Annotated in this window: 22 protein-coding genes; 8 read left to right on the top strand and 14 right to left on the bottom strand. The window is 71.4% G+C overall.

Annotation, left to right across the window (positions count from 1 at the left end; genetic code table 11):
* Positions 1-176 precede the first annotated feature (176 nt).
* From O7620_RS07315 to O7620_RS07305, 3 genes are all read left to right on the top strand, one after another.
* Positions 177-563, top strand: a complete 387-nt coding sequence (locus O7620_RS07315; RefSeq protein ID WP_278122418.1) for a YciI family protein — start codon at positions 177-179, stop codon at positions 561-563.
* Positions 563-1777: a sigma-70 family RNA polymerase sigma factor gene (locus O7620_RS07310; RefSeq protein WP_278122417.1), complete on the top strand. Its 1215-nt coding sequence runs from the start codon at positions 563-565 to the stop codon at positions 1775-1777. Before O7620_RS07315 ends, O7620_RS07310 begins: the two co-directional genes overlap by 1 nt.
* A gap of 73 nt (positions 1778-1850) precedes the next feature.
* Positions 1851-2189, top strand: coding sequence for a nuclear transport factor 2 family protein (locus O7620_RS07305; protein ID WP_278122416.1), 339 nt, complete (start codon positions 1851-1853; stop codon positions 2187-2189).
* Positions 2190-2261: 72 nt separating this feature from the next.
* On the opposite strand, the gene O7620_RS07300 is transcribed toward O7620_RS07305, so the two are convergent.
* The gene (locus O7620_RS07300; RefSeq protein ID WP_278122415.1) at positions 2262-3077 is read right to left on the bottom strand and encodes a protein phosphatase 2C domain-containing protein; all 816 of its coding nucleotides are present in this window, start codon (positions 3075-3077) and stop codon (positions 2262-2264) included.
* 109 nt (positions 3078-3186) lie between these two features.
* Positions 3187-4425 carry an MFS transporter gene (locus O7620_RS07295; protein WP_278122414.1) on the bottom strand — a complete coding sequence of 413 codons (1239 nt, stop codon included), beginning with the start codon at positions 4423-4425 and terminating at the stop codon, positions 3187-3189.
* 122 nt (positions 4426-4547) lie between these two features.
* Between O7620_RS07295 and O7620_RS07290 the strand changes: the two genes are divergently transcribed.
* The 3 genes from O7620_RS07290 (at position 4548) to O7620_RS07280 (ending at position 10041) form a co-directional block, all read left to right on the top strand.
* Positions 4548-5567, top strand: coding sequence for a LysR family transcriptional regulator (locus O7620_RS07290; RefSeq protein ID WP_278122413.1), 1020 nt, complete (start codon positions 4548-4550; stop codon positions 5565-5567).
* Between the two features lie 472 nt (positions 5568-6039).
* Positions 6040-9504, top strand: a complete 3465-nt coding sequence (locus O7620_RS07285; RefSeq protein WP_278122412.1) for a ThuA domain-containing protein — start codon at positions 6040-6042, stop codon at positions 9502-9504.
* A 324-nt stretch (positions 9505-9828) separates the two neighbouring features.
* The gene (locus tag O7620_RS07280) at positions 9829-10041 is read left to right on the top strand and encodes an SDR family NAD(P)-dependent oxidoreductase (protein WP_278122411.1); all 213 of its coding nucleotides are present in this window, start codon (positions 9829-9831) and stop codon (positions 10039-10041) included.
* Between the two features lie 57 nt (positions 10042-10098).
* On the opposite strand, the gene O7620_RS07275 is transcribed toward O7620_RS07280, so the two are convergent.
* The 3 genes from O7620_RS07275 to O7620_RS07265 all read right to left on the bottom strand — a co-directional run bounded on the left by O7620_RS07275 (position 10099) and on the right by O7620_RS07265 (position 15091).
* A complete protein-coding gene (locus O7620_RS07275; protein WP_278122410.1) occupies positions 10099-13125 on the bottom strand; it encodes a S8 family serine peptidase in 3027 nt (1008 codons plus the stop codon).
* 218 nt (positions 13126-13343) lie between these two features.
* Complete coding sequence (locus tag O7620_RS07270) at positions 13344-14540, bottom strand: amidohydrolase family protein (RefSeq protein ID WP_278122409.1); 1197 nt, start codon at positions 14538-14540, stop codon at positions 13344-13346.
* Positions 14541-14869: 329 nt separating this feature from the next.
* Positions 14870-15091, bottom strand: a complete 222-nt coding sequence (locus O7620_RS07265) for a hypothetical protein (protein ID WP_278122408.1) — start codon at positions 15089-15091, stop codon at positions 14870-14872.
* Between O7620_RS07265 and O7620_RS07260 the strand changes: the two genes are divergently transcribed.
* Positions 15036-16064 carry a GntR family transcriptional regulator gene (locus tag O7620_RS07260; RefSeq protein WP_347403756.1) on the top strand — a complete coding sequence of 343 codons (1029 nt, stop codon included), beginning with the start codon at positions 15036-15038 and terminating at the stop codon, positions 16062-16064. The two genes, O7620_RS07265 and O7620_RS07260, sit on opposite strands and share 56 nt — an antisense overlap.
* The gene (locus O7620_RS07255) at positions 16061-16780 is read left to right on the top strand and encodes a protein phosphatase 2C domain-containing protein (protein ID WP_278122407.1); all 720 of its coding nucleotides are present in this window, start codon (positions 16061-16063) and stop codon (positions 16778-16780) included. The genes O7620_RS07260 and O7620_RS07255 overlap by 4 nt, the downstream gene beginning before the upstream one ends.
* Positions 16781-16800: 20 nt before the next feature.
* Here the strand turns inward: O7620_RS07255 and O7620_RS07250 are convergent, their stop codons facing one another.
* The 9 genes from O7620_RS07250 to O7620_RS07210 all read right to left on the bottom strand — a co-directional run bounded on the left by O7620_RS07250 (position 16801) and on the right by O7620_RS07210 (position 25184).
* Complete coding sequence (locus O7620_RS07250) at positions 16801-18009, bottom strand: hypothetical protein (RefSeq protein ID WP_278122406.1); 1209 nt, start codon at positions 18007-18009, stop codon at positions 16801-16803.
* Positions 18002-18850, bottom strand: a complete 849-nt coding sequence (locus O7620_RS07245) for a sugar phosphate isomerase/epimerase (RefSeq protein WP_278122405.1) — start codon at positions 18848-18850, stop codon at positions 18002-18004. The genes O7620_RS07250 and O7620_RS07245 overlap by 8 nt, the downstream gene beginning before the upstream one ends.
* A complete protein-coding gene (locus O7620_RS07240; RefSeq protein ID WP_278122404.1) occupies positions 18847-20001 on the bottom strand; it encodes a dihydrodipicolinate synthase family protein in 1155 nt (384 codons plus the stop codon). Before O7620_RS07240 ends, O7620_RS07245 begins: the two co-directional genes overlap by 4 nt.
* Positions 19998-21149 (bottom strand): Gfo/Idh/MocA family oxidoreductase, encoded by a 1152-nt coding sequence (locus tag O7620_RS07235; protein WP_278122403.1) that lies wholly within the window; start codon positions 21147-21149, stop codon positions 19998-20000. Before O7620_RS07235 ends, O7620_RS07240 begins: the two co-directional genes overlap by 4 nt.
* Positions 21150-21188: 39 nt before the next feature.
* Positions 21189-21983 (bottom strand): ABC transporter ATP-binding protein, encoded by a 795-nt coding sequence (locus O7620_RS07230; protein ID WP_151488832.1) that lies wholly within the window; start codon positions 21981-21983, stop codon positions 21189-21191.
* 4 nt (positions 21984-21987) lie between these two features.
* Positions 21988-22992: an ABC transporter substrate-binding protein gene (locus O7620_RS07225; RefSeq protein WP_151488831.1), complete on the bottom strand. Its 1005-nt coding sequence runs from the start codon at positions 22990-22992 to the stop codon at positions 21988-21990.
* Positions 22993-23015: 23 nt separating this feature from the next.
* Complete coding sequence (locus O7620_RS07220) at positions 23016-23990, bottom strand: ABC transporter permease (RefSeq protein WP_225854207.1); 975 nt, start codon at positions 23988-23990, stop codon at positions 23016-23018.
* Between the two features lie 140 nt (positions 23991-24130).
* On the bottom strand, positions 24131-24847 hold the full coding sequence (locus tag O7620_RS07215) for a cupin domain-containing protein (RefSeq protein ID WP_278122402.1): 717 nt from the start codon (positions 24845-24847) through the stop codon (positions 24131-24133).
* The gene (locus tag O7620_RS07210) at positions 24840-25184 is read right to left on the bottom strand and encodes a cupin domain-containing protein (protein WP_278122401.1); all 345 of its coding nucleotides are present in this window, start codon (positions 25182-25184) and stop codon (positions 24840-24842) included. The genes O7620_RS07215 and O7620_RS07210 overlap by 8 nt, the downstream gene beginning before the upstream one ends.
* Positions 25185-25246 lie beyond the last annotated feature (62 nt).

Genomic DNA, 25246 nt, shown 5'->3' with positions numbered 1-25246 from the left:
CATCGCCCACGAGCGCAGGACCCGCAGCGGCGCGCGGTGACGCGCGGGTCGGCGTGGCGGGCGGCGAGCCGCACGCCGCGGCGAGATTATTCCGGGGCCGTGTCGATCCGCGAGCCGCTCGTTCGACGTGGGGGTGCGAGGGCCGAGGGTCGGCCCCGCCGGACGAGGAGAACGCGATGCCGAAGTACCTGCTGATCATGCGGGGCACCGATGAGACGAACGCGGCGATGATGGCCAGTCTCGACGAGATGATGGCCCGGACCCACCGGTTCATCGAGGACATGATGAAGGCCGAGGTGCTGGTCGCGGCCGAAGGGCTCGACGACCCGGGCCAGGGCGTCGTGGTCGACTTCAGCGGCGAGGCGCCGCTGGTCACGGACGGGCCGTACGGCGAGACCAGGGAACTGTTCGGTGGCTATTTCCTGCTCGATGTCGCCACGAGGCAGGAGGCGGTCGAGTGGGCCACGCGGGTTCCGGCGGTCCGCGGCTCCAAGATCGAGGTCCGGCGGGTGGCCGAGGCCGACGAGGTCCCGCCGGGCAGCGAGAGCAACGGCCAGGTCTGATGGGTACGGCCGACGTCGAGGCCGTCTGGCGGATCGAGTCGGCCCGGATCGTCGCCGCGCTGACCCGGTTCACCGGCGACTTCGGACTGGCCGAGGACGCGGCCCAGGAGGCGGTCGCCGAGGCGTTGGTGTCGTGGCCGCGTGCCTCTCCGGCCAATCCGGCCGGCTGGCTGATGGCCACGGCCCGGCGGCGGGCGATCGACGCGATCCGCCGCCGGACCGCCCTGCAGGCCCGATACGCGCTGCTCGCCGCCGACCCCGTGGTCGACCAGGAGATCGACCCCGACCGGATCGACGACGACGTCCTCGCGTTGATGTTCGTCAGCTGCCACCCGGTGCTCTCCCGCGAGGCCCGGGTGGCGCTGACCCTGCGCGTGGTCGGCGGCCTCTCCAGCGAGGAGATCGCCCGCGCGTTCCTGATACCCGTCCCGACCGTGCAGTCCCGCATCACGCGGGGCAAGAAGACGATCGCCGCGGCCGGGGTGCCGTTCGAGGTGCCGCCGGCCGGCGAGCGCCGGGCACGGCTGGGCGGCGTGCTGAGCGTCCTCTACGTGATCTTCACCGAGGGGTCGACGGCCACGGCGGGCGATCACCTGCTGCGCCCCGACCTCGCGTACGAGGCGATCCGGCTGACCCGCACGCTGGCCGCGCTCCAGCCGGACGAGCCGGAGGTGCATGGCCTGCTCGCGTTGTGCGAATTGACGGCGGCGCGCTTCCCGGCCCGGACCGGCCCGGACGGCACGCCGATCCTGCTCGAGGACCAGGACCGCAGGGTGTGGGACCGCTCGGCGATCCGGCGAGGGCTGGCCGCGCTGGCCAGGGCATCCACCCGCGGCCTCGGCCCGTACGGCCTGCAGGCCACGATCGCGGCCGTGCACGCGTCGGCGCCCTCGGTCGAGGCGACCGACTGGGACCGGATCGTGCTGCTCTACGACGCGCTCGGCCGGGTCGCGCCCTCGCCGGTGGTCGCGCTCAACCGGGCGGTCGCCGTGGCCATGGCGTCCGGGCCGGCGCAGGCCCTGGCCATCGTGGACGAGCTGATCGCCTCGAACCAGCTCCCCGACTCGCACCTGGTCCCGGCCGTACGCGGTGAGCTGCTGAGCCGCCTCGGCCGGCTATCGGAGGCGCGCGCCGAACTGGAGCTGGCGGCCCGGTTGTGTGCCAACCAGCGCGAGCGCTCGGTGCTGCTCCGCAAGGCGGCCACACTGAGCTGACTCCTCCGCCAGGGCGTGGGCACGCCGGCGGCTGCCGCACGCCCGTCACCCCGACCTCGCTTCGGCGCGCCCGATGTCGCAGGCGGACGGTAGCTTCCACGCTGTTAACGACACCGCCGCGACCCGGCAGACCGCGCACGACGACGTCGATCGTCTGAAGTACCGGGACTGGCCCGGGCCGGCCGACCTGCTCGCCGGCGACGTCGTCTACGAGATGCCGCAGACCCGGGAGCGCGTTCGCGGCAGGGATGCGTTCCTGCGGTTCACCATCGACTACCCCGGCGACTGGTACATCCGCATCCGACGGGCGGTTGCGGACAGCCGGCTGGCCGCCCTGTGGCTCGACGTAAGGGTAGGCACACGGCCCTCTCCGAGCAGGACGTCACGGGGGCGGCCGGGTCGCGGTCGGTGACGGGCGCGGGCATCGAGCATCACGTCGCGCGCTCTGCGACGGTGCTGCCCGACGGATGAGCCAGACCGACTCTCAGCGGCGCAGGCGCGTGCAGTGGGCCACCGTGGCGTCGTCCGGGGCCAGAGCATCGGGGCCGCCGGCCCGGGTTTCGGCCTGCCGGACGCGGTTGATGACGTCCGCCGGTCCGCCGACGCCGAGCAGGTCCAGGACGCCGGGCCAGTCGGCCAGCCCGTACGGGTCGACGATGCGGCTGGCACCGTTGCTGAGCAGCACGACGCCGTTCAGGTCGGCGAGGGGCCGGCTGCCGGTCACCGCCTCCCACGCCGCACGCGGATCATCCTTGGCGATCCAGTAGCCACCCGGCTGGTTCCGGCGGGCACGTATCGCCTGGACGCAGGAGTCGCGGACGCGCTCGTACTCCGGCGTTCCGGACGCAACGCCCACCAGGGGCGCGGAGCAGTCGCGCCTGGCCAGCACCTCGCGCTCGTCGGTGAGCACCTGCGGGGCGCCGTGAGCCTGGTCGAGGACGAGGAAGCAGTCCGCGAGCAGGAGGTAGTCCAGGCGGTCCCGATGGGCTCGGACCAGAGCGACGGTGGCCTGCGGGCTCGCGGGGTCCGCGATGTCGCAGGTGTCGGAGTGCTCGGCGGCTGTCTCGCCGATGGCGGTGGCGAGGACGCCCGCGAGGTCGGCCCCGTCGTCGCGCGAGAGTTGGCCGAGCAGCGCGTCGCCGAGACGACGGGTGTACCAGGCGACACCGTGGGAGCACAGCGACTCGGCTCCCGGGATGCCGGCACCGTCGAGCAGCACGACAGCTCCGGGGACCGCGCCGACGAAGTCGTCGTTCGGCCGCCCGGCGCTACCGGCGCTCGTCGCGAGGCCGATGTGCACCGGCGGGCTCCTCGGTTCGGGCGGGCGGGGACGACGGCGCGGGCGGCGAGGCGTGCCGGCCGCACAGGCTGGTGATGCCGACCTCGCGCATCCGCACAGTCTGGTGCACTCATGCGACCCGGACGTCGTCGGCCGGCTCAGGAACGGGCACGGGTAGCCGCCTGGGCAGCAGCAGCGGGGTGGCGAGCAGGAGGACACCGGACACGGTGATCGCGGTGAGCGGGCTGGTGAGTGTGGCGAGGACGCCCCCGATCACCATCAGGGCGGCCTGGACGAGTTTGCCGATGGCACTCCACGTGCTGAGGACCTGGGCGGTGTGGTCCGCCGGAGTGCGGTGCAGGCGTTCCGTCGCGTAGATCGGGTTGAAGATGCCCATGCAGGTGATCAGCAGGCCCTCGACGACGATCACGGTGATGAGCCCGGGGATGCCGGGACGGACGACCGCGAGGCCCAGGGGGAAGAGCGAGCGCAGCCAACCGGAGACGAGCATGACCCGGTGCCGGCCGTGGTGGGCGACGAGGCGCGCGGACAGCCGGGCGCCCAGAAGGCCGCCGAGTGCCGGGATCCCGAAGGCGAGACCGTAGTGCCAGGCCGGGACGTGGTACTGGCCCAGCAGGAGTACGGACAGCAGCGGCGCGGTGGCCATGATGAGGCCGCCGACCAGGATCGAGTTGAGGAACAGACCTCGAAGGACGCGGTCGCCGAGGATGAACCGCCAGCCGTGCAGAAGGTCGACGGGTCGCAGCCGGGTGGCACGGTCACGGGGTGACGCGACGTCGCCTCCCCGGATGCGGAGGACGGCGAGGGCGGACAGCAGGTAACTCAGGGCGTCGGCCAGGACGGTGACGACCGGGCCGAGCAACCCGATGAACACGCCGCCGAGCGGTGGGCCCGCCGCGGTCGCCGCCCAGTTCGTGCCCTCGAACCTCCCGTTCGCCACGAGGAGGTGGTCGCCGCCGACGAGATGCTTCAGGTACGCGCCGGAGGCGGCCACGAAGGCGATGCTCGCGGTCCCGGAGATGACCGCGACAACCAGCAGTTGACCGTAGGACAGCAGACCGAGGGCGTACGCGACCGGAACACTGGCCATCGCGGCGCACCGGACCAGGTCCATCGCGATCATCACCGGGCGCTTGGCCCGATGCTCCACCCAGGGTCCGAGCGGGAACGCGACGATCGCGGCGACGGCGAGCCCCACCGCCGCCAGGAGCGACACGGCGAACGCCGACGAGTCCAGCACGCGCACCGCGATCAGCGGAAACGCGCCGAAGGCGATCCACGTGCCGTACGTGCTGACGGCGTAGGCCGACCACAGCCAACCGAAATCGCGCCCCAACCGCACGTGCATGCGCCCCCCTCGCGACAACCGATGTTCGGTCCGGGCAGCACACCGCTCGCAGGGGCACGTGATCAAACAACCACCGTCCGGGCGAGCCACAACCATCGGTTGTGCGCAGGCATAATGGGTCGGTGGAGACCGAGGCGGTGCGATCGTTCGTCCGCGCGGCCGAGTTCGGGCAGCTGCAACACGCGGCCGACGAACTCGGCGTGACGCAACAGGCCGTGTCGAAGCGGATCGCGGCCCTCGAACGCGAACTCGACATCCGGTTGTTCACGCGTACCCCCAGAGGGGTCGAGCTGACACTCGACGGCCAGGCCTTCCTCCCGCACGCCCGGGACATCGTCGCCGGCGTCGATCGCGGCATCGCCGCGATCCGGCCAGGGTCGCGGGCCCTTCGGATCGACGTCCTCGGCCTGCGCTTGGCGCAGGCCGTCGTCCTGCACGACTACTGGCGCTCGCATCCCGAGACCGACCTCGACGTGGTGACCCTCCGGGTCGACGACCCGCGCGTGGCGGTCGCCGCCGTCCAGGCGGGCGAGATCGACGCCTCGTTCCGTTCGGTCACCGACCCGGGCATGCTGCCGCGTGACGTGCGGATGATCCACGCGTTCGACTCTCCGCTGGAGCTTCTCGTCGGCCCGCGGCACCCGCTCGGCTCCGCGCGAACGCTGACACCGGCCCAACTGCGTCGACACCGGATCTGGGTGCCGGGCATCGCGCCGCGAAGCGAGTGGGCGGACTTCTACGACCAGCTCGCCACCGCCTTCGACCTCCGCATCGACGCCGCCGGCCCGAACTTCGGCAACGAGGTGCTGCTCGACATCCTCGCGGACTCCGCCGACGTGGCCACCCTCGTCGGCTCACGCGACCGGTACATCTGGCCGACGAACCACGACCTGCGCCGCATACCGATCGTGAACCCGACGATCGCGTACCCGCTCTCACTCATCCTGCGCCGGACGAACCCACACCCCGGCCTGCGGGCGGTCATCGACCACGTCGCGAGCCTGGCGCCACTCCCCGCCGACACCTGGCGCCCGTCCTGGGCGAATTTCAGGCCATCCTCGACGCCGTCGACCGCCGTCGCCCACCGAACCGGTGTCCCGTCGCCAGGTGCGGGGCGGCCTGTTTTCCCGTACGCGAGGTAGCGCCTTCCCCCTCGGAGGGGATCGATCTTCCGTCCGCATCGCTGACCGTGGAGGTAACGCAGAGCCGCGGGATCGCGGCCGGATCGGGAGGAAGAACATGCGCAGAACAATCGGATGGGGAATCGTCGCGGTGGCCGTCATCGCGGGGGGCGGCGGCACCGGCCGCCGCCGCGGACCGCAGCCCGGCACGGGTGTAGCGGCGGGCCGGGTGCACCACGGTGGTGTCGATCGGTTCGGCGTTTCGGGCCCCGTACGCCTTCGAAGCCGATGGTGTCGTCACGTGACCTCCCCAGGTCGACCGCCATCGATGGTAGGCGACGATCGTCGACGCGGTGGCCCCGCGCCAGCCAGCCGCCGTCCGCCAGGAAAACGCTTACCCGCGCCTATTGACGGTCGTCACTGGCTGTCAGTACCGTGATGCGGCAGCGAGAAAGCGCTTTCCGACCCTTACCGTCCGACAGGGAGCGCCCCCATGCCCCGATTCCTGCGCGCGATCTGCCTCGCCCTGCTCACCATCGCCACCGTGGTGAGCACCACCACCGCCCTGCCCGCCGAGGCCGCCCCCCGCTTCCGGGTGCTGGTCTTCTCCAAGATCACCAACTTCTACCACGACTCGATCCCGGCCGGCGTCGCCGCGATCCAGCAGCTCGGCGCCACTCACAACTTCGAGGTGGTCGCCACCACCGACGCGGGCGCGTTCACCGACGCCAACCTCGCCACCTTCGACGCCCTGGTGTTCAACAACACCAACTCCACCCCCGCCTCGGGCGACCTGCTCAACGCCAGCCAGCGGGCGGCGTTGCAGACGTTCATCCGCAACGGCGGCGGCTGGGCCGGCCTGCACGCCGCCTCGGCCAGCGAACGCGACTGGCCGTGGTACGAGGGCCTGGTCGGCACCATCTTCGACTACCACCCCGACTTCTCCGCCACCGGCGGCACGTTCCCCGGCCGGGTGAAGGTGCTCGACCGGGCGCACCCGTCGACGCGCAACCTGCCGGAGCTCTGGGAGCAGAGCGAGGAGTGGTACAACTGGCGGACCAACCCGACCGGCAACGTGCACACCCTCGCGCAGATCAAGGTGCGCGACGGGATCAACGGCCTGGACGAGGGCGTCGACCACGCGTACTCCTGGTGTCAGCGCTACGACGGCGGCCGGTCCTGGTTCACCGCCGGCGGGCACGCCAGCTCCCAGTTCAGCACGCCGACCTTCCTGGAGCACCTGCGCTACGGCATCGAGTGGGCCGCCGGCGCGGTCGCCGGCGACTGCTCGGCCACCGAGACCGGCACCTTCGAGCGGGTGGGGCTGGTCACCGAGAACCTGGCCGACCCGTTCGAACTGGCCATCGCCCCGGACCGCAAGGTCTACTACATCCAGCGCACCGGCGCGTTGAAGGTGGTCAACTCCGACACCCTCCAGGTCACCACGCTGCTCGACTTCGCGTACACCTCGGCGATGACCGACCAGTCCGACGGGCTGCTCGGGATGACCCTGGACCGCAACTTCGCCAGCAACGGCTGGGTCTATCTGCTCTGGTCGGACAAGACCCTCAAACAGCTCAACCTGTCCCGGTTCACGGTGGCGAACAACAGCGTCGCGCTCTCCTCGGAGAAGCGGCTGCTGACCGTACCCACGTTCCGCGGTGAGGGCCGGGCCAACTCGCACATGGGTGGCTCGCTGGCGATGGACGCGGCCGGCCGCCTGTACGCGGCGATCGGCGACAACACCGACCCGTTCGCGTCCAGCGGCTACACCCCGATCGACGAACGCTCGGGCCGCGCCGCGTGGGACGCCCAGGGCACCGCCGGCAACACCAACGACCTGCGCGGCAAGATCCTGCGGATCACCCCACAGGCCGACGGTACGTACACCGTGCCGAGCGGCAACCTGTTCCCGGCCGGCACCGCGAAGACCCGGCCGGAAATCTACGCGATGGGCATGCGCAACCCGTTCCGGATCACCATCGAGCCGCAGACCAACGCGGTGCTGGTGGGTGACTACGGCCCGGACGCCCGGGCCGCCGACCCCAACCGTGGTCCGGAGGGGACGGTCGAGTTCAACCGGATCACCACGGCCGGCAACTACGGCTGGCCGTACTGCGTGGGCAACAACATCGCGTTCAACGACTACAACTACGCCACCAGCACCTCCGGGGCAAAGTTCACCTGCTCCGCACCGGTCAACAACTCCCCCAACAACACCGGCCTGACCACCCTGCCGGCGGCACGGTCGGCTCTGGTCTGGTACGCGTACTCCGCCTCCAGCCAGTTCCCCGAGGTGGGCACCGGCGGTGGCGGGCCGATGAGTGGTCCGGTCTACGACTACGACCCGGCCAACACCCGCACCACGAAGTTCCCCGAGTACTTCGAGGGCAAGTGGATCACCTACGAGTTCACCCGCAGGTGGTTCAAGACGCTCTCGATCCACAAGACGGCGCAGACCTTCACCAACGCGCGCTTCGGCCCCACCGCCGTGGGCGACCTCCAGTCGATAAACGGGATCTTCGACAACATGAGCTGGATCCAGCCCTTCGAGGCGGAGTTCGGCCCGGACGGGTCGCTCTACGTCATCGACTTCGGCGAGGGCACCGGCAGCGGGCGGGGCGGCAGCAACGCCGGCGCCGGCATCTACCGGATCGACTACGTGGCCAACGGCCGACCGCCGACCGCGAAGATCGCCGCCACCCCGGACAGCGGGCGCGCGCCGCTCACGGTCACCTTCTCCTCGGCCGGCACGGCGGCCGGTGACGGCACGGCGCTCAGCTACGCCTGGGACTTCACCAACGACGGCACCACCGACTCGACCGCGGCGAACCCCACCTACACCTACTCGTCGGCCGGGAAGCACACCGCCCGGCTGACCGTCCGCAACAGCGGTAACGGGTTGACCGCCAGCGCGGTCACCGACGTGGTGGTCGGCAACACCCGACCGACGGTGACCATCACCGTGCCCGACGGCGGGTTCTTCGACTTCGGCGACAAGATCCCGTACACGGTGACGGTGACCGACCCGGAGGACGCCACCATCGACTGCGCCAAGGTGACCGTCCAGACGCAACTCGGCCACGACTCGCACGCCCACCCGTTGGACGTCTACACCGGCTGCTCGGGGCTGCTCGCCACCGAGGCCGACGCGGGTGACGGGCACGGCCCCGGGCAGAACCTCTACACCGTCGTCACCGCCCAGTACACCGACGGCGGCGCGGCCGGCGGCGTACCGGCGTTGACCGGCTCGACCCGGGCACAGTTGCAGCCCAAGAGCAAGGAGGCCGAGCACTTCAGCGCCCAGTCCGGCCTCACCGTGAACGACCGGGCCACCGCCCGCGCCGGCAGGCGGCTCGGCGACGTCGACCACAACGACTGGGCGGCGTACGGGCCGGTGGACCTGCGCAACATCGGTTCGGTGACGCTCGGTGTGACCAACGGTGGCCTCGGCGGCACCATCGAACTGCGGACCGGCTCACCCACCGGCACCCTGATCGGCACGGCCAGCATCGGCTCGACCGGCGGGTGGGACAACCTGGTCTCCCCCACCGTCACCCTGACCAACAAGCCCACCGGCACCACCACCCTGTACGCGAGGTTCGTCAACACCGCCCAGGTCGGCGGCACACCGGACCTGCTCTCGCTGGACTGGCTGCGATTCAACGGCGCCGGTGTCAAGCAGGAGCCGGGTGGGACGCTCACCATCGCGGCCAGCCCGGGCAGCGGCACCGCACCGCTGACCACGACGCTGACCGCCACCGCGACGGCGCCGGCCGGGCAGAGCATCACCGACTACGCGTGGGACTTCGGCGACAACAGCGCCATCACGCACGGTGCGACACTGCGGTCGACGAGTCACAGCTACCCGCGCAAGGGGACCTACACCGCCCGGGTGACGACCACCTACACCAGCGGGCAGACCCGCTCGCTCAACCTGACCATCACAGTCACCTGACCGCGCGGGCCGGTGGCGGGCGGGTTTGTCCCACCGCCCGCCACCGGTCGGCACTGCGGATTTGTTCACTGAACGGGCCAGCAACGTAGATCTTGGACAGTTTCCGTTCTCGCGTAACGGAAACTGTCCAAGATCTGCGTCAGGTCGGGCAGAGTTGTCCCGGTCGAACCTCGCTGACCGCGTTTCGACCAGGCTCGCGAGAGGTGCCGACAGAGGCTCGTCCGCCACAGTTTTTGGACTTGCCGGTCCATTATCTGCGAGTCACAGTCCGTTACGGCGTCGCGCACTGGCCCGGCCCTTTCCGGAATTGACGGGGGAAGACCGATGGATTTGCAGCTTGCCGGCAAGCGCGCTCTGGTTACCGGCGCGAGCAGCGGTCTCGGCGCGGAGATCGCCGCGGTGCTGGCCGCCGAAGGCGTTGCCGTGGTCGTTCACGGCCGGGACCAGGCCCGCCTGCGCCGCCGTTGGCGTCGATCCGTCCGGCGGGTATTGATCGGCCCCGCTGAGGCGTCGCGGGGAACTGCCCGGGGGAGGTGAGGGGGACGACGGGATGTGGGGCGGTGCCCATCGGCACCGCCCCACACCCGTTCTGCGTTACTCCCAGGAACTCTGCTGGGTGTAGACGAGGTTGCCCGGGACCACGGCCCCGTTGGTGCTCCACTCGGTGTACGCCCAGAAGTCGCCCTCAGCCAGCGGCTTGTTCGGCTTCAACGTGAAGTTGACACTCTGACCGCGCTCCGTCGTGGAGGGCACCGTCAGCGTGGCGGGTGAATACGTGGCGTTACGACCGATGATGGCGTGCTTCAGTTCGAAGTCGACGACCGGGCCACCGGGCACCTGCGCGAACACGTAGGCCGTGTAACGCCCCGGCTCGGGCAGGAACTTGTACGCCTGCTCCGCGCTGGTCCAGTACCTGTCACTGCTGTAGATCAGGGTGTCGCCCTTGTACAGGTACAGGTCGAGGTTCGTGTTCGGGTCCTCGGTGTTGGCCTCGACGACGATGCCGGCGGTGTTCGCCGGCACGGTGAAGTCGACCTTCTTCACCCCGGACGCCTTCGGGTCGAACACGCCGCCGTAGACGCCGGCCGGCATCGAGTACGACGTGCGCCGCATCGGCGTGTAACCGGTGCTGCGACCGGCGAGTGGCCCGGTGAAGCCCGGCTGGACGTAGCCGAACGCGCCGTTGGCCATCCGGCCGAACTCCTCGCCGTCGTCCCCGTATGGCCGGGCAGTGATCCCCCACGGACGGGCGGCGACCGGGATCCGGGCGCTGTGGGCCTTGCCGCGCCAGGTGATCGACCCGGTCACGTACCGGTCCCAGGGGGCGCTGCCCCGGCTCACCGTGATGGTCACCGTCGCGGACGCGCCCGGCGCCAGCGTCACCGACGCCGGCGTGACGGTGACCCTCATGCCCTTCAGGCCGGACACCGACGACCGGTAGGTCTCCCGCGCCTTGCCCACGTTGGTCAGGGTGCGGGTGAGGGTCACCGGGCGGGTGCCGTCGTACTCGCGCAGCGAGATGGCCGGCAGGTTGAGTTCCTTGCCGTCGGGCTGGGCCGTCTCGCTGAAGGCGACCAGTTCCGCCGCGGTCGGCTCGATGACCAGTCCCGGGTCGGTGGCACCGGCCAGGTTGATGAAGCCGCTGCCCTGGTCCAGGGGGTTGGTGGTGCCGACGGTGTCGGTGGCGGTGGTCCGCAGCGCCGAGGCGACCCGGCCCGGCGACCAGTCCGGATGCGTGGCACGCAGGACCGCTGCCGCGCCGGCCACGTACGGCGACGCCATCGAGGTGCCCGAGTACGCGTCGTACTGCCGCCCGAAGTTGCCCGCCGGTGAGACCGCGGCGATGATGTCCGATCCCGGGGCGACCAGGTCGGGCTTGAAGACGCCGTAGGTCACCTTGTCTGGGCCGGTGGAGGAGAAGTCGGCGACACTGGGTACGCCCGGGACGCTGGAGCCGTCACCGCCGGCCCGCACGGACACCGTCGCGTCGGTGGGGTGGCGCATCAGGTAGTTGAACACCGTGCCGGCCTGCTTCTCGGTCGGCAGGTACACCACCGGGAAGTTGTAGATGGAGTTGACCCGGTAGTTGCCGACCGGGTCGAACAGCACCATCGCTGCCCCGCCCTTGGCCTTGACCTCGGCGGCGGAGCCGAACGTGTCGTTCAGCGCGCAGGCGACCACCTTGCCCTTGATCTTGGCAGCGTCGAGGCTGCCCGGCTCGCAGTACACCGCACCCAGGTCCGGCGAGCCGGCCTGCTCGCCGAAGACCAACGGCCGCGAGCCGCCACCGGGCAACGCGTCCAGCGAGCCGCCGACCAGCTTCGTGCCGTCACCCAGCTTGAGCGTCGCCTCGTCGAGGTTGGTCACCGCCGCGCCGACCGTGGTCACCCAGGGTGCCGCGTTGCTGATGGCCCCGCTCACGATGCCGGTGTTTCCCGCCGACGCCGCCACGAACACCCCGGACAGGGTGGCGTTGAGGAAGGCCATGCCGATCGGGGTGTTGGCCTCCCAGTCGCCGAGCTGCGAGCCGATCGAGAAGTTCAGGACCTGCACGCCGTCGGCGACGGCGGCGTCGATGCCGGCGATGATGTCGGCGTCGTAGCCCATGCCACCCCAGAGCACCTTGTAGACGGCGATCTGGGCGTCCGGCGCCACTCCGGAGATCGGGTCGAAGCGCCGACCGTCGATCGTGACGTCCGAGACCGGCAGACCGGCCGCCGTGGACGCGGTGTGCGTGCCGTGCCCGGCCGCGTCGCGGGGGGACAGGAACTCGCCCTCGGGCACCGAGCCACCGCCGGCGAGCCACGTGTCGGCGAAGTACCGGGCGCCGACGATCTTGCCGTTGCAGTGCTCGGCCACGAAGGCCACCCCGGTCTGGCAGGTGCCGTGCCAGTTGGCGGGAGCCGGCATCTTCTTGGCGAACGACGCGCTCTCCGGCCAGATGCCGGTGTCCAGGACGCCGATCACCAGGCCCGCACCGGTGGCGGGACCTGGCGTGACCGGCTTGGGCGGCTCGGGGGTGTGGCCCGCCGCCGACGGGTCAGGCCCGGCCGCGGTGGCGGGGGCCGACGTGGCAGGGGCCGACGTGGCGGGGGCCGATGTGGTCGCGAGGGCCGACGTCGAGCGGGTGCCGAGCGCCTGCGCCGCGGTCACGGCACGGACCCGCTTGTCCGCCCGCAACGCGGTCGCCTGCTGGGCGGTCAGCGTCGCCGAGAACCCGTTGAAGGCGGCGGTGTAGGCCGCCGTGACGTGGACGCCGACCGCCGTGGCGACGGCGGTCCGCTGCGCGTCGAGGTGGCGGCGGTACGCCTGCGACGGCGCCGACGTCACGTCCAGCCGGGTGCCGGGCGCCGGACGGGTCCGCGTCAGCCCCGAGGTCCCGCCGACGTACGTGGTCAGGGGGTCCTCGGCCAGTTCGACGATGTACACGCCGGATCCGGTCGCGTCCACAGCGGACTTCGGGCTGTCCGCGTGGTCGCTGTCGGGGCGCCGATCGGCCCCGTCGGTCAGGGTGACCTTCCGGTCGGACCCGGCGGAGAAGTAGCCCGGGCCGCTGGTGCCGGGCCGTTCACCGGGGGCCGCCGAGGCCGGTCCCGCGACACCGGTTGTGCCGGTGATCATGGCGACGACCAGCGTCGGTAGCGCTAGTCTTCGCAGCCTGTTGCCGCTCGTGCGTGTAGCCACGAGTCTCCTCTCGATCGCCCCTTGTGGAGCTGTCCGCATCGATCGCGATCCGCGAATGGGAGCGCTCCCCCACCTAAGCCGTCGACGGTTAATCGAGGATTTGCACGGTGTTACGGATCACTGGTCCGCATAAGATCACGATCGATCAGTCGCGGCTAGATCATGTTTTCCGGCACCGCCCCGGCGCGGTACACGGCAAGCGGTCGGCGCAACACCGTCATGTCGCGCGTCGGGTCGCCGTCCACGACCAGCAGGTCGGCGTCGAAGCCGGCGCGGACGCGGCCCTTGCGCCGCCCCAGGCCACACACCTCGGCAGCGACGGAGGTCGCCGCGGCCAGGGCTGCGGTCGCGGGGATGCCACTCGCGACGTACTCGACGAGCGTCTCCGGCAGGATCCCGTGCGGCTTCGCGGGGCCGAGGCCCGCGTCCGAACCGGCCACCAGGCGGACCCCGGCCCGGTGCAGGGTGGCGGCGGCGGCGCGCAGCGCGGCCTCGCTGAGCCCGGCTCGCGCGGCCATCTCCACCACCTCCGGCGGCGTGATCACGGCGGGATCGGTGCCGAGCGTGGCACAGACCGCCACCCCGGACGTGGCCAGGCGAGCCGCGAGTTCGTCGGGGACCTGGGCGCCGGACGCGGTCACACACGTGCAGTGCTCGATGCCGTCGACGCCGAGGCGCAGAGCCTGCTCGACGGCGCTCAGCGCGTGCGCGTGCGCGGTCACCGGCAGGCCGAGATCGTGCGCCTGGGTCAGCGCGGCGGTCAGTTCCTGGTCGGTGAACTGCGGCCGGGTGGTGTCGGTGCCGGGAGTGAACACTCCACCGCTGGCCATGACCTTGACCACGTCGGCGCCGGCCGCCGCCTGCCGACGCACGGTCTCGCGGATCCCGTCGACGCCGCTCGCCTCGCCCCCCATCCACCAGCAGTGCCCGCCGACGCTGGTGATCGGCGCGCCCGACGCGACCACCGTGGGCAGGTCGTCGCGCACCTTACGGTCCCGCCACCGCAGCACGGCACCGCGGCGGTCACCCAGGTCCCGGACGGTCGTGACACCGGCCGCCAGGTGCGCGCGCAGGGACGCCTCGACGACCGCGTCGAGGTCCGTCTCAGGACGTTCGGCGAGCCGGCCGAGCGCGTCGGGCCCGGCATCGGCGCACAGGTGCACATGCGCGTCGATCCAGCCAGGCAGCAGGGTGCCGTCCGGATGCTCACGCACCGGCCAGCCCTCCGGCGCCTCGATCCACCCTCGCCGCACGTCGGTGATGCGACCGCCATCCAGCAGGAGCAGCACCCCACCGTCCACCAGCCGCTCGCCGTCGAACATCCGGGCCGCCCGGACAGCATGCTTCGTCATCGGTGCTCCCCCGTCGAGCTAAACAGTTACCACCGGCTCTGCACTGACGGCACCCCGCGAACAAGGGGCCCTGGTCAACGTGAAGTACGACGCCGAAGCCACCAGCAGCCCGACGCCCCACTGCGACGAGAGCGAACCTGCTCACCGGTTCGACTCCTGTGTGCACGGCTGGCGTCCAACTCGGACCGGCCGAGGTAGGGGTCATGGCTTCGTCCTCATGAAACCCACCATCCGCGCCGTCGAACCCTGTCACCTCCCCTCAGGAAGCGAGCCCTGTCCCTCAACAGAGGGAGCGGGCCACCCGGGCACGCCGACGTGCGGCGTTGGTACTAGATGTCCTGCCTGACCTTCGCGACGTCCAGCCCCAGCAAGGGGCCGAAGAACCTGGTGAATTCCTCCAAGGAGCCCGATTGGAAGATCTCCCTCGCACCATCGAGGATGGCCACTGCTCCGGACGGCAGGTCGAAGAGGTAGCCAACAGCCTTCTCGTCTCTGATGAGAACGAAGACCTGCGGCACCTGCGCCACGACAACCTCCGGAATCTCGGGCATCGGCGACTCACTCAACGGCCGCAACTCCTCTGGTTCTCCACGAGGGGCAGCACCTACCCCGTCAAGCCCGAGATTGTCCTGGGACAATTGCATGACGATAGTGTGGGGACAATCTGACCGAAGGTCAAGGATTATCCTGGGACAATCGAGGGGTGTTGACGTGGTGGTGCACTCGCGTTACTTGGGCATCGCGTCCAAGATCCGAGAACGGATCGAAGCCGGGGAGTGGGCGCCAGGCGCGCGGCTTCCGACCCTTAACGACCTCGCCGCCGAGTACGACGCCAACCGCGACACCATCGGTCGGGCCATCGCCCTTCTTGAGACAGAGGGCTATGTGTGGGCCGTCCAAGGCCGGGGCATCGCCGTTCGGTACGGCACTATGCGTCCCCGTCGACCACGCGGTGACCTGGTCAAACGCAACGAGCAGGCAACCGGCTACTCGTTCCCCTCGGCCAGCAGCCAGGAGGTGTGGGTTCGCCACGGCGAGGCCGTCAGCGCACCGGCCCGCCTGGACGATCCCCGCGTCGCCAAGCTTCTCGGCGTGGACCCTGGCACCGAGGTGCTTCGCCGGTTCCGGGTCACCGGGCCCGCGTCCGAAGCCCCGTTCCAGATCAACGTCTCGTGGATTCACCCGCGTGTCGCCGCCATCGTTGCCGACCTGGACGCGGAACCCGCTGCGGGCGAGTGGTTGCACCACATTGAGAACGCCGGCCACTGGCCCATCAGTTGGATGGAGATTCATCGCGCCCGAATGCCCAACAAGGACGAGGCCGCGCTCCTGGAGATCCCCACCAACCTGCCCGTGCTGGAGATCGTGCGGGTCGGGACCTCGGGGGCCGACAACAAGCCGGTCGAGGTGACCGAGTACGTCGTGGCGAGCGATCGGGTCGAGACGGTCCACGTCCTGCACCGTGCCGACAACGCCCAGCAGCCGTGGTCTGACGCCGAATCGAGAGGTGACTCACTGCCGTGACGGTCATCGTCGAAGCCGCCAGCCGGACACACCAGGGCCTCGTCCGTAGACGAAACGAGGACTCCCACAGCCAGGGGCAGTGGCTCTTTGTTGTCGCGGACGGTCTCGGCGGCCACGTCGCCGGTGACATCGCCAGCAGCACGGTCACAACCGCCTTGGCGGCGTATGACCGTCCGGTGCCAGCGAAGGATCTTGCCAACTTCTTGGGGCAGGCGATCTACCAGGCGAGCGAAGCGTTACGCCGGAAGGTCCGCGCGGACCCGGAGCTGGCTGGGATGGGGACCACGTTGGTCGCTCTGCTGTGCTCCGGCAGCGAGGCGGTCGTGGCGAACGTCGGGGACTCCCGCGCCTACCTGATCCGGCGCCACGGCTCCCGCGACAGTGCGATGCTCCAGATCAGCGAGGATCACACCTACCAACATCTCGTCGCCAACGCAGACAAGGTGCCGAATCTGGGCGAGAAGCTGGCCCGCTTTCTCGATGGCCGAAACGACGGCCGATCGCCCGACCTGACACCTCTCCACCTCCAACCCGGCGACCGAATCCTGTTGTGCTCTGACGGTCTGAGTTCGTACGTACCAGGCGAACAGATACGAGCTGCGCTCGACTCCGACGGTAGTCCAGGGGATATCGCCGACCAGCTCGTGACCGTGGCGGTCAACCAGGGCGGGCACGACAACATCACGGTAATTGTCATTGACGTGGCCCAGCGCTAAGGCGCCGCCGCACGCCAGCATCAGCGCTGGTGTCGGCGCCAGCCTGCAGTGAGCAGCCCGGCGAGGGCCAGGCCGAGCAGCGGCGCGAGACCCACCCCGGCGAGGGTGCAGGCGACCGCGAGCAACGCCGGCGGCACCCAACACCAGGCGGGCACGCTGCGCGGGGCGCGGCCGCGCCGCCGGGCCGCGGCCTCGGTCGCCATCGGCACGGCCAGCACCGGCAGCGCGGCGGCCAGCAGGGTCAGCCAGGGCAGCACCAGCCGGTCGAAGCGCGCCACCGCCAGCAGCCCCCCGAGCACCGCGACGGCCAGCATCGCGGTGCGGGCCGGCACCCGCGGCGCCAGGCCACGGATCGCCAGTGCCCCGGAGTACGTCGTGGTCAGCGCCGCCGCGAAGACCGCCACCGCGACGAACAGATTGGCGTACGCGGCCAGCCCCGACCCGGCGGCGAGGAGCGCGACCACGTCCGCCGAGCCGGTCCGCAGCCACAGACCGGCGCCGGCGAGCACCCCGAGCAGCGCCGGCCCGATCAGCAGCCCCACGCACCAGGCCAGGTCCCTCCCGCGGGCCAGACCGACGCTGAAGTCCGGTGCCCGCAACGCGAACACCGCGACGTAGCCGATCAGCGCGGCGGCGTCGGCGAGCCCACCGGCGGCGAGGCGGACCGGCGCGCCGGGCGGCGGCAGCACGGTCAGGCACCATCCGACCAGGACCACCGCGCTGAGGGTGGTGAGCACCGCGATCCGGTTGCCGAGCCGGGCGGGCGCCCAGGAGACGGCGAGGACCGCCACCTCCAGCAGCGCCGGCCCGACCCAGCCCGGCAGGTGCGTCAACGCGGCCAGTGACGCGCCGCCGAGCCCGACGTTGAAGCCGTTCCAGCCGACCATCGACACGGCCAGCACCGCCGCCAGCAGCAGGCGGGAGACCCGCCCCAGGTACGCGGGCAGCACCGCGGTCAGGGTGCCGCCGTCACCGAGCGGCCGGCGCAGGCCGATCCGGCCCTGCCCCCACAGCAGCGCCACCATCAGCGCCCCGCCGACCAGCAGCCCGGCCACCGGCACCGCGCCGCCGTGCCGGCCGGCCATCGCCGCGCCGAGCACCAGGGTGGCCGGCGCGGTGCCGATGCCCAGCCAGGCGCCGACCGCCGCCGGCCACCGCCGGCCCCGGCCCTCCTCGACGGGCCCGGCGGACGCCGGAGCGACGCCGGCCGCTGGACCGGGATCAGACAACGTGGCGCAGGTAGCCGGCTATCGCCGCGTCCAGCACCTCCGCGCCGGGACGCGCCCACACCTGCGCGGAGAAGACCTCCACCTCGATCGGGCCGACGTAGCCGGCGGCGTCCACCGCCTCGCGCAGCCGGCGCAGCTCGATGCACCCGTCGCCGGGCAGCGCCCGGCCGAGCAAGACCCCCTCGGGCAGCGGGGTCACCCAGTCGCAGACCTGGAACGCGGCGATCCGCGTGCCGGCCCGCTCGATCTGCGCGTACACCGTGTCGTCCCACCAGATGTGGTACGCGTCCACGACCACACCCACCACCGTCGGGTCGAACCGTTCGGCGATGTCCAACGCCTGCCCGAGGGTGGCGATCACGCAGCGGTCGGCGGCGAACATCGGGTGCAGCGGCTCGATGGCCAGCCGTACGCCGGCTGCCGCCGCGTGCGGGGCCAGCTCGCCGATCGCGTCGGCGACCCGGCGGCGGGCGCCGTCGATGTCCCGGCTGCCCGCCGCCAGCCCACCGGAGACCAGCACCAGTTCGGGGGCGCCCAGCGTGGCCGCCTCCTCGATGGCGCGCAGATTCTCCGCCAGCCAGTCGTCGGCGGAGAAGAACCCGCCCCGGCACAACGAGGTGACGGTGAGCCCGGCATCGCGGACCAGCTTCGCCGAGCGGGCCAGCCCGTACTCCGCGACCGGTTCCCGCCACAGGCCGATGCCCGGCACGCCGGCGGCCACACAACCGGCCACCACGTCGGGCAGCGGCCAGCGCTGGGCGGTGGCCTGGTTGAACGAGAAGCGCCGCAGCGCGTCGCCGCTGCCATCCGACGGTGCCGCACCCGCGAACTCGACGGTCACTGCGCCACCCCCGCCACCGTGAACATCGCTCGGGCGCGGGCGGCGGCCAGGTCCGCGTCGGGCAACAGGCCGGCCGCGTCGGCCAGGGTGAGCAGGGTGGCCAGGTGTGCGGGAGAACGCCCGGACTGCGCGCCACCGACCATCGTGAAATGGTCCTGGTGCCCGGCCAGCCAGGCCAGGAACACGATCCCGGTCTTGTAGTGCCAGGTCGGCGCCGCGAACAGGTGCCGGGCCAGCGGCACGGTCGGCGCGAAGACCTCGTCGTACGTCGAGACGTCCCCCCGGTCCAGGGCGGCCAGCGCGGCGGCGGCGGCCGGCGCGATGGCCGCGAACACCCCGAGCAGCGCGTCGGAGTGGCCCACCTCGTCGCCCCGGATCAGCTCCGGGTAGTGGAAGTCGTCACCGGTGTAGAGACGCACCCCGGCCGGTAGCCGGCGGCGCAACGCGACCTCCCGGCCGGCGTCGAGCAGTGACACCTTGATGCCGTCCACCCTGGACTGGTGGGCCTTGATCAGCTCGACGACCGTGTCGGCGGCCAGGTCCAGGTCGACCGCACCCCAGTAGCCGGTCAGCGCCGGGTCGAACATCGGACCCAGCCAGTGCAGCACCACCGGCTCGTCGGCGGCGCTCAGCAGCTCGTCGTACACCCGCAGGTAGTCCTCCGGGCCGCGGGCGGCGGCGGCCAGGTGCCGGCTGCACATCAGCACCGGCCGGGCGCCGGCCGCGTGGACGTCGTCGAGCTGCTCGCGGTACGCGGCGGTGACCGACGACAGGGTGGCCGGACCGGCGGGCAGCTGGTCGGTGCCGACACCGGCGACGATGCGTCCACCCACGGCGCGGGCCTCGGCCGCGCTGCGCCGGATCAGCTCCCGGGTCGCCGGATAGTCCAACCCCATCCCCCGCTGGGCGGTGTCCATCGCCTCGGCCACCCCCAGCCCGTACGACCACAGGTGCCGCCGGAAGGCGAGCGTGGTGTCCCAGTCCACGGCCGCTGGAGCACCCGGGGTGTTCTCCGCGCCCGGGTCGGCGACCACGTGCGCGGCGGCGTACGCGATGCGGCTGGTCGCGGGCGCCGACGGGCGGGCGAACCCGGTCCCCCCGGCCAGCCGGTGGCGCCGCCCGCCCGGCAGCACGACCTCGGCGGCGCTCACGAGTGCAACTCCGGCACCTCGACGCGGACGCCCTCGCGGGCCGCGCGCAATCCCAGTTCGGCGAGCTGCACGCCGCGCGCGCCGGCCAGGAAGTCCCACCGGAAGGGCTCGCCGGCTACGACGTGCCGCAGGAACGCCTCCCACTGCACCTTGAAGCCGTTGTCGAACTCCTCGTTGTCGGGCACCTCGGCCCACTGGGCGCGGAAGTCCTCGGTGACCGGCAGGTCCGGATTCCACACCGGCTTCGGGGTGACCGCCCGGTGCTGCACCCGGCAGGTGCGCAGGCCGGCGACCGCGCTGCCCTCGGTGCCGTCGACCTGGAACTCCACCAGCTCATCGCGGTACACCCGCACGGCCCAGGACGAGTTGATCTGCGCGATCACCCCGCCGTCGAGTTCGAAGGTGGCGTACGCGGCGTCGTCGGCGGTGGCGGCGTACGGGCCGCCGGCCTCGTCGACCCGCTCGGGCACGTGGGTGGCGATCACGCAGGAGACGGCGTTCACCCGGCCGAACAGCTCCTCCAGCACGTAGTGCCAGTGCGGGAACATGTCCACCACGATGCCGCCGCCGTCCTCGGCCCGGTAGTTCCACGACGGACGCTGCGCCGGCTGCCAGTCGCCCTCGAAGACCCAGTAGCCGAACTCACCGCGCACCGAGAGGATCCGGCCGAAGAAGCCCCCGTCGACGAGACGCTTGAGCTTGCGCAGCCCCGGCAGGAACAGCTTGTCCTGTACGACGCCGGTGCGGACGCCCGCCGCGTCGGCGGCCCGGGCCAGGTCGAGCGCCGCGGCCGTGTCCTCGGCGAGGGGCTTCTCCGTGTAGATGTGCTTGCCGGCCTCGATGGCCTGCCGGATGGCCTTCTCCCGTTGCTGGGTGACCTGGGCGTCGAAGTAGACCTCGACGTCGTCCCGGGCCAGCGCCGAGGTCAGGTCGGTGGTCCAGTCGGTCAGGCCGTGCCGCTCGGCGAGCTCACGGAGCTTGGTCTCGTTACGCCCGACCAGGACCGGTTCCGGCCAGATGGTCGTGCCGTCGGCCAGCGTCACGCCGCCGGCCTCGCGGATGGCCAGCAGCGAGCGGACGAGGTGCTGCCGGTAGCCCATCCTTCCGGTCACGCCGTTGACGATGATGCCGATCGACCTGCGGGTCATGGTGTTCCTTCCGTCGTGCTGGTCGTGCCGATCCGCGTCTCAGTGGTTGGCGGCCGCGCTGCCGAGCAACCCGCGCAGGTCGGTGGCGAGCCGGTCGAAGCGGGGATCCGACATCACCTGCGCGTAGTCGCGGTGCGTCGGCAGCTCGACCGTGAAGGTGCGGATGATCCGGCCGGGCCGGGCGCTCATCACCACGACCCGGGTGCCGAGGAAGACCGCCTCGGCGATGGAGTGGGTGACCAGCACCACGGTGGTGCCGGTCTCCCGCCAGATCCGGTGCAGCTCGGCGTTCATCTGCTCCCGGGTGAGGGCGTCCAGGGCGCCGAACGGCTCGTCCATGAGCAGCACCGGCGGGGCGTGCAGCAGCGCGCGGCAGAGTGCCACCCGCTGCTGCATGCCACCGGACAGCTCGTGCGGCAGCGCCTTCTCGAAACCGGTCAGGCCGGTCATCTCAATCAGCTCGTCCGCCCGACGGGCCGCCTGCGCCCGGTCCATGCCGCGCATCTCGGCCTGGAGCAGGATGTTGGCCCGCGCGCCGCGCCACTCCAGCAGCGCGGCCTTCTGGAAGACGAAGCCGATCTGCTTCTGCGGGCCGCGAACCGGGCGTTCCAGCAGCGACACCTCTCCGCTGGTCGGCTGGACCAACCCGGCGACGATCTTCAGCAGGGTCGACTTGCCACAGCCGGACGGGCCGACGATCGTCACGAACTCGCCGGGCTGGATGTCCAGCGACACGTCGTCGAGTGCGGTGGTCTGCGACCGGCGGGAGCTGAACCGGACGGTCACGCCGGACATCCCAATGGCGGTGCCGGCGCGGGCCGGCGCTGCGGTCACCGGGTCACCCCTGTGCCGCGTACGAGGAGTCCCAGTACGCGTTGGGCGCGCCCGCATCCTTCAGCTCGGCGTAGCGCGACATCAGGTCGATGGTCTCGGTCCACTGGGCCTCGGTGTTCACCCCGGGCGGGCCTTCGGCGCCGAGCAGCGGCAGGTTGAGGGTGAGCTGCTTGGTGAGCACCTCGGGGGCAGGCTCGTTCTCGGCCAGCTCGACCATCGCGCTCACCGCGCCGGCCGGGTCGCGTGCGGCGTCGGCCCAGGACTTCTGGGTGGCCCGGACGAACTTGCGGGCCAGCTCCGGGTCCTTCTGCAGGGTCTGCGTGTTGGCGATCAGACCGGTGCCGAGCAGGTTCATCCCGTAGTCGGCGAAGAGCAGCACGTCGACCTTCTTGCCGGTCTTGCTCTCGATCGTCGGCGCCTGGTCGTGGAAGAAGCCCATGATGGCGTCGACCTTGCCCTCGGCCAGCGCGGCGATCTTGCCGGCCGCGTCCACGTTGACGACCTTGACGTCGTCCTTCTTCAGGCCGTTCTTCTCCAGCCACGCCGGGAACGTCGCGTAGAGGGCGTCACCGGGGGTGCCCCCCACGGTCTTGCCCTTGAGGTCGGCCGGGGTCTTGATGTTCTTCTCGGTGAAGAACTCCACCGAGGACGGACCCTTCTCCAGGTACGCGCCGAGGCTGCGCACCGGCATGCCACTGGCCACCGACTTGAGCAGCACCGGGCTGTCCGCCCAGCCGAAGTCGGTCTGCTTCTGGGCGACCTGCTTGACCGTGTTGCCCGAGCCGTTGCCCGGCAGGATCTTCAGGTCGATGCCCTCGGCGGAGTAGTAGCCCTTCTGCAGGCCGTAGTAGAAGGGCGCGTGCTCGCCGTACGGCACCCAGTTGAGGGTGAGGGTGACCTGCTTGCTGCCGTCGGCGTTGGTGTCGCCGCCGGAGTCGTCCCCACCGCAGCCGGTGGCGGCGACGAGCAGGGCGGCGGTGACCAGGATGGTGGTGGCGGTGCGTTTCATCGGTGCCTCCGTGATGGGGTCGGTCAGGAGGTGGTGAGGGACACGCCGGCACGGCGGCTGGCGTGCCACGGGATGAGCAGTGCCTCGGCGATCTCGACGAGGACGAACAGGACGATGCCGATGGCGGACATCAGAATCAGGTCGGCGAACAGCAGTGGGGCGTCGAGGTTGCCGTTGGCCAGCAGCAGGACGTAGCCGAGCCCTTCGCTGGCGCCGACGAACTCACCGACCACGGCGCCGACCACCGCGAGGGTGACGGCCACCTTCAGGCCGGCCATCAGGTGCGGCAACGCGTTCGGGAAGCGGATCTTGCGGAACGTACGCCAGGGTCCGGCGCCCATCGTGGCGGCGAGGTCGAGCAGCTCCGGGTCGGTGGAGCGCAACCCGGCCACGCCGGAGATGACCACCGGGAAGAACGCGATGAGCACCGCGAGGATGACCTTCGGGGTGAGGCCGAGGCCGAACCAGACCACCAGCAGCGGGGCGATGGCGATCTTCGGGATGACCTGTGCGAACAGGACGATCGGGTAGAGCGCCTTGTCCAGGGTGCGCGAGTAGGCGATGGCGACCGCGGCGGCCAGCCCCAGCGCGGCGGCCAGCACGAAGCCGAGCACCGTCTCGTAGAGGGTGACCACGGTGTGCCGGGCCAGTTCGGACGACTGCCCGGTCATGGTGGTCCAGACCTGGCCGGGCGTGGGCACCAGATAGTTCGGCACGTACTCCTGGGCGGCGACGAACCACCACGCGGCGAACAGCGCGGCCAGCACCAGCGCCGGGCGCCAGAGCGAGTCGGCGAGCGCCACCGCGCGGCGGCCGAGCGTCGGTCGTGGTGGTCGACCGTCGGTGCCGGGCGGAGGACCGGCCACCGTGGACGGAGCCGGGGCGTCGACGGTGTCCGACGAAGCGGTGGCACCGGACGCGGACACGGCTGCCCGCCCGCCTTCGGTCATGTCGACGGCGGCCTGCCGGCCCGCCGTGTCCAAAGAGTTCTCGGTCACGCGGAACCTCCTCGGGGCCCGGCTCAGCACCCGCGGAGGGGGCCGGTCGACGGATCAGGCAAACGCTTTCCTGGAGCGTAGGCGGCACCTTCGCACCGGGCAAGGCCTTTCCTCGATCTATTCGGGCCGTGCCCGCGCCGTCAGCTCGCCGCCGGGTAGGTGTCCAGCAGGCCGCACATGCCCAGCCGGCCCCGCTCGACCGGTTCGTCCACCGCGTACACCCGGGCGTCCCCCAGGTGGCCGGGATCGCCCCTCTCCAGGGCGTCGAGCTGTTCGCCGGTGCCGGCGGCGGCGCGGCCGGCACCGGCCGACCACCGCTGCCGCCAGCGGGTCAGCAACGGCCGGCGCAGCGCCACCGCCGCGTCGTGGAACGCGGCCAGCGCCGCCGGACCGCCGGCCCGCAGCGCCTGGAAGCCGATCACGGCCAGATCCCGTCGACGGTACGCGGCACACACGTCCGTGCCCGGCGCTCCCCCGTTCGGCAGCGCCGCCGCCGCGAGGTACGCGTCGGGGTCCGCCAACACGTCGGGCGGGAAGGTCAGCACCGCGTCCCCGGTCTCGGGCAGCCCGCTGTTCTGCATGAGCACCACAATGGTCAGTTCACCGCCGTTGACCAGACGGTGCACGGTGCCCGGCTCGAACCAGACCACCGCACCCGGCCGCAACGGGGTCTCCCGGTAGCCGGCCGCGGTGAGGGTTTGCACCGCGCCCTCGCCGCCGGTCACCACGTACCCCTCCGTACAGCACAGGTGCACGTGCGGGGTGCCGCCGACCACGCCGTCCGGCGCCGCCGTGTCGTAGACCCGCAGCCGGGACAACCCGATGCCGCCGGGCAGCACGGCCGACCGGTCAGGCATCGAAGTACTCGTCGGTGTCGTCCGCCGCCGGCAGCGACACCAGCAGCACGGTGAGGTCACCGATGGCCCGGTGCCGGCAACCCGGCTTGATGAGGAACGCGGACATCGGCCGGGCGGGATGGCGCACCCCGTCCAGCTCGATCTCACCCTCCCCCGCGAGCACGATGTAGTACTCGGTGGCGATGCGGTGATGGTGGGTGACCGCGTCCTGCACCTCGAGCAGGTGCACGCTGGCCTGGCCGTCGCTCTCGGCGATGAAGCCCCTGCGGGTGGTCCCACACGAGCAGCGCTTGGTGGGAAGGTCGTCGAGTTGGAGCACCGCGAAGCGATCGGACATGACCGGGCCTCCCTGCGGGAAAGGGCTTTCACTGCGGTACCGTGACGCTAGCCGGCACGGCG

The organism is Micromonospora sp. WMMD710 (genome assembly GCF_029626045.1).
Lineage (GTDB): Bacteria > Actinomycetota > Actinomycetes > Mycobacteriales > Micromonosporaceae > Micromonospora.
Note: the sequence above shows the minus strand (reverse complement) of the source record. Positions and strands in the feature narration are given on the sequence as shown.

Excerpts from the sequence above, each read along its gene's own strand:
- O7620_RS07225 (WP_151488831.1), bottom strand. The coding sequence starts at position 22,992 with ATGAAACGCACCGCCACCACCATCCTGGTCACCGCCGCCCTGCTCGTC.
- O7620_RS07210 (WP_278122401.1), bottom strand. The coding sequence starts at position 25,184 with ATGTCCGATCGCTTCGCGGTGCTCCAACTCGACGACCTTCCCACCAAG.
- O7620_RS07285 (WP_278122412.1), top strand. The coding sequence starts at position 6,040 with ATGCCCCGATTCCTGCGCGCGATCTGCCTCGCCCTGCTCACCATCGCC.
- O7620_RS07295 (WP_278122414.1), bottom strand. The coding sequence starts at position 4,425 with ATGCACGTGCGGTTGGGGCGCGATTTCGGTTGGCTGTGGTCGGCCTAC.
- O7620_RS07270 (WP_278122409.1), bottom strand. The coding sequence starts at position 14,540 with ATGACGAAGCATGCTGTCCGGGCGGCCCGGATGTTCGACGGCGAGCGG.
- O7620_RS07275 (WP_278122410.1), bottom strand. The coding sequence starts at position 13,125 with ATGATCACCGGCACAACCGGTGTCGCGGGACCGGCCTCGGCGGCCCCC.
- O7620_RS07260 (WP_347403756.1), top strand. The coding sequence starts at position 15,036 with ATGAGAACGAAGACCTGCGGCACCTGCGCCACGACAACCTCCGGAATC.
- O7620_RS07315 (WP_278122418.1), top strand. The coding sequence starts at position 177 with ATGCCGAAGTACCTGCTGATCATGCGGGGCACCGATGAGACGAACGCG.
- O7620_RS07310 (WP_278122417.1), top strand. The coding sequence starts at position 563 with ATGGGTACGGCCGACGTCGAGGCCGTCTGGCGGATCGAGTCGGCCCGG.
- O7620_RS07305 (WP_278122416.1), top strand. The coding sequence starts at position 1,851 with ATGTCGCAGGCGGACGGTAGCTTCCACGCTGTTAACGACACCGCCGCG.
- O7620_RS07265 (WP_278122408.1), bottom strand. The coding sequence starts at position 15,091 with ATGCCCGAGATTCCGGAGGTTGTCGTGGCGCAGGTGCCGCAGGTCTTC.
- O7620_RS07280 (WP_278122411.1), top strand. The coding sequence starts at position 9,829 with ATGGATTTGCAGCTTGCCGGCAAGCGCGCTCTGGTTACCGGCGCGAGC.
- O7620_RS07215 (WP_278122402.1), bottom strand. The coding sequence starts at position 24,847 with ATGCCTGACCGGTCGGCCGTGCTGCCCGGCGGCATCGGGTTGTCCCGG.
- O7620_RS07235 (WP_278122403.1), bottom strand. The coding sequence starts at position 21,149 with ATGACCCGCAGGTCGATCGGCATCATCGTCAACGGCGTGACCGGAAGG.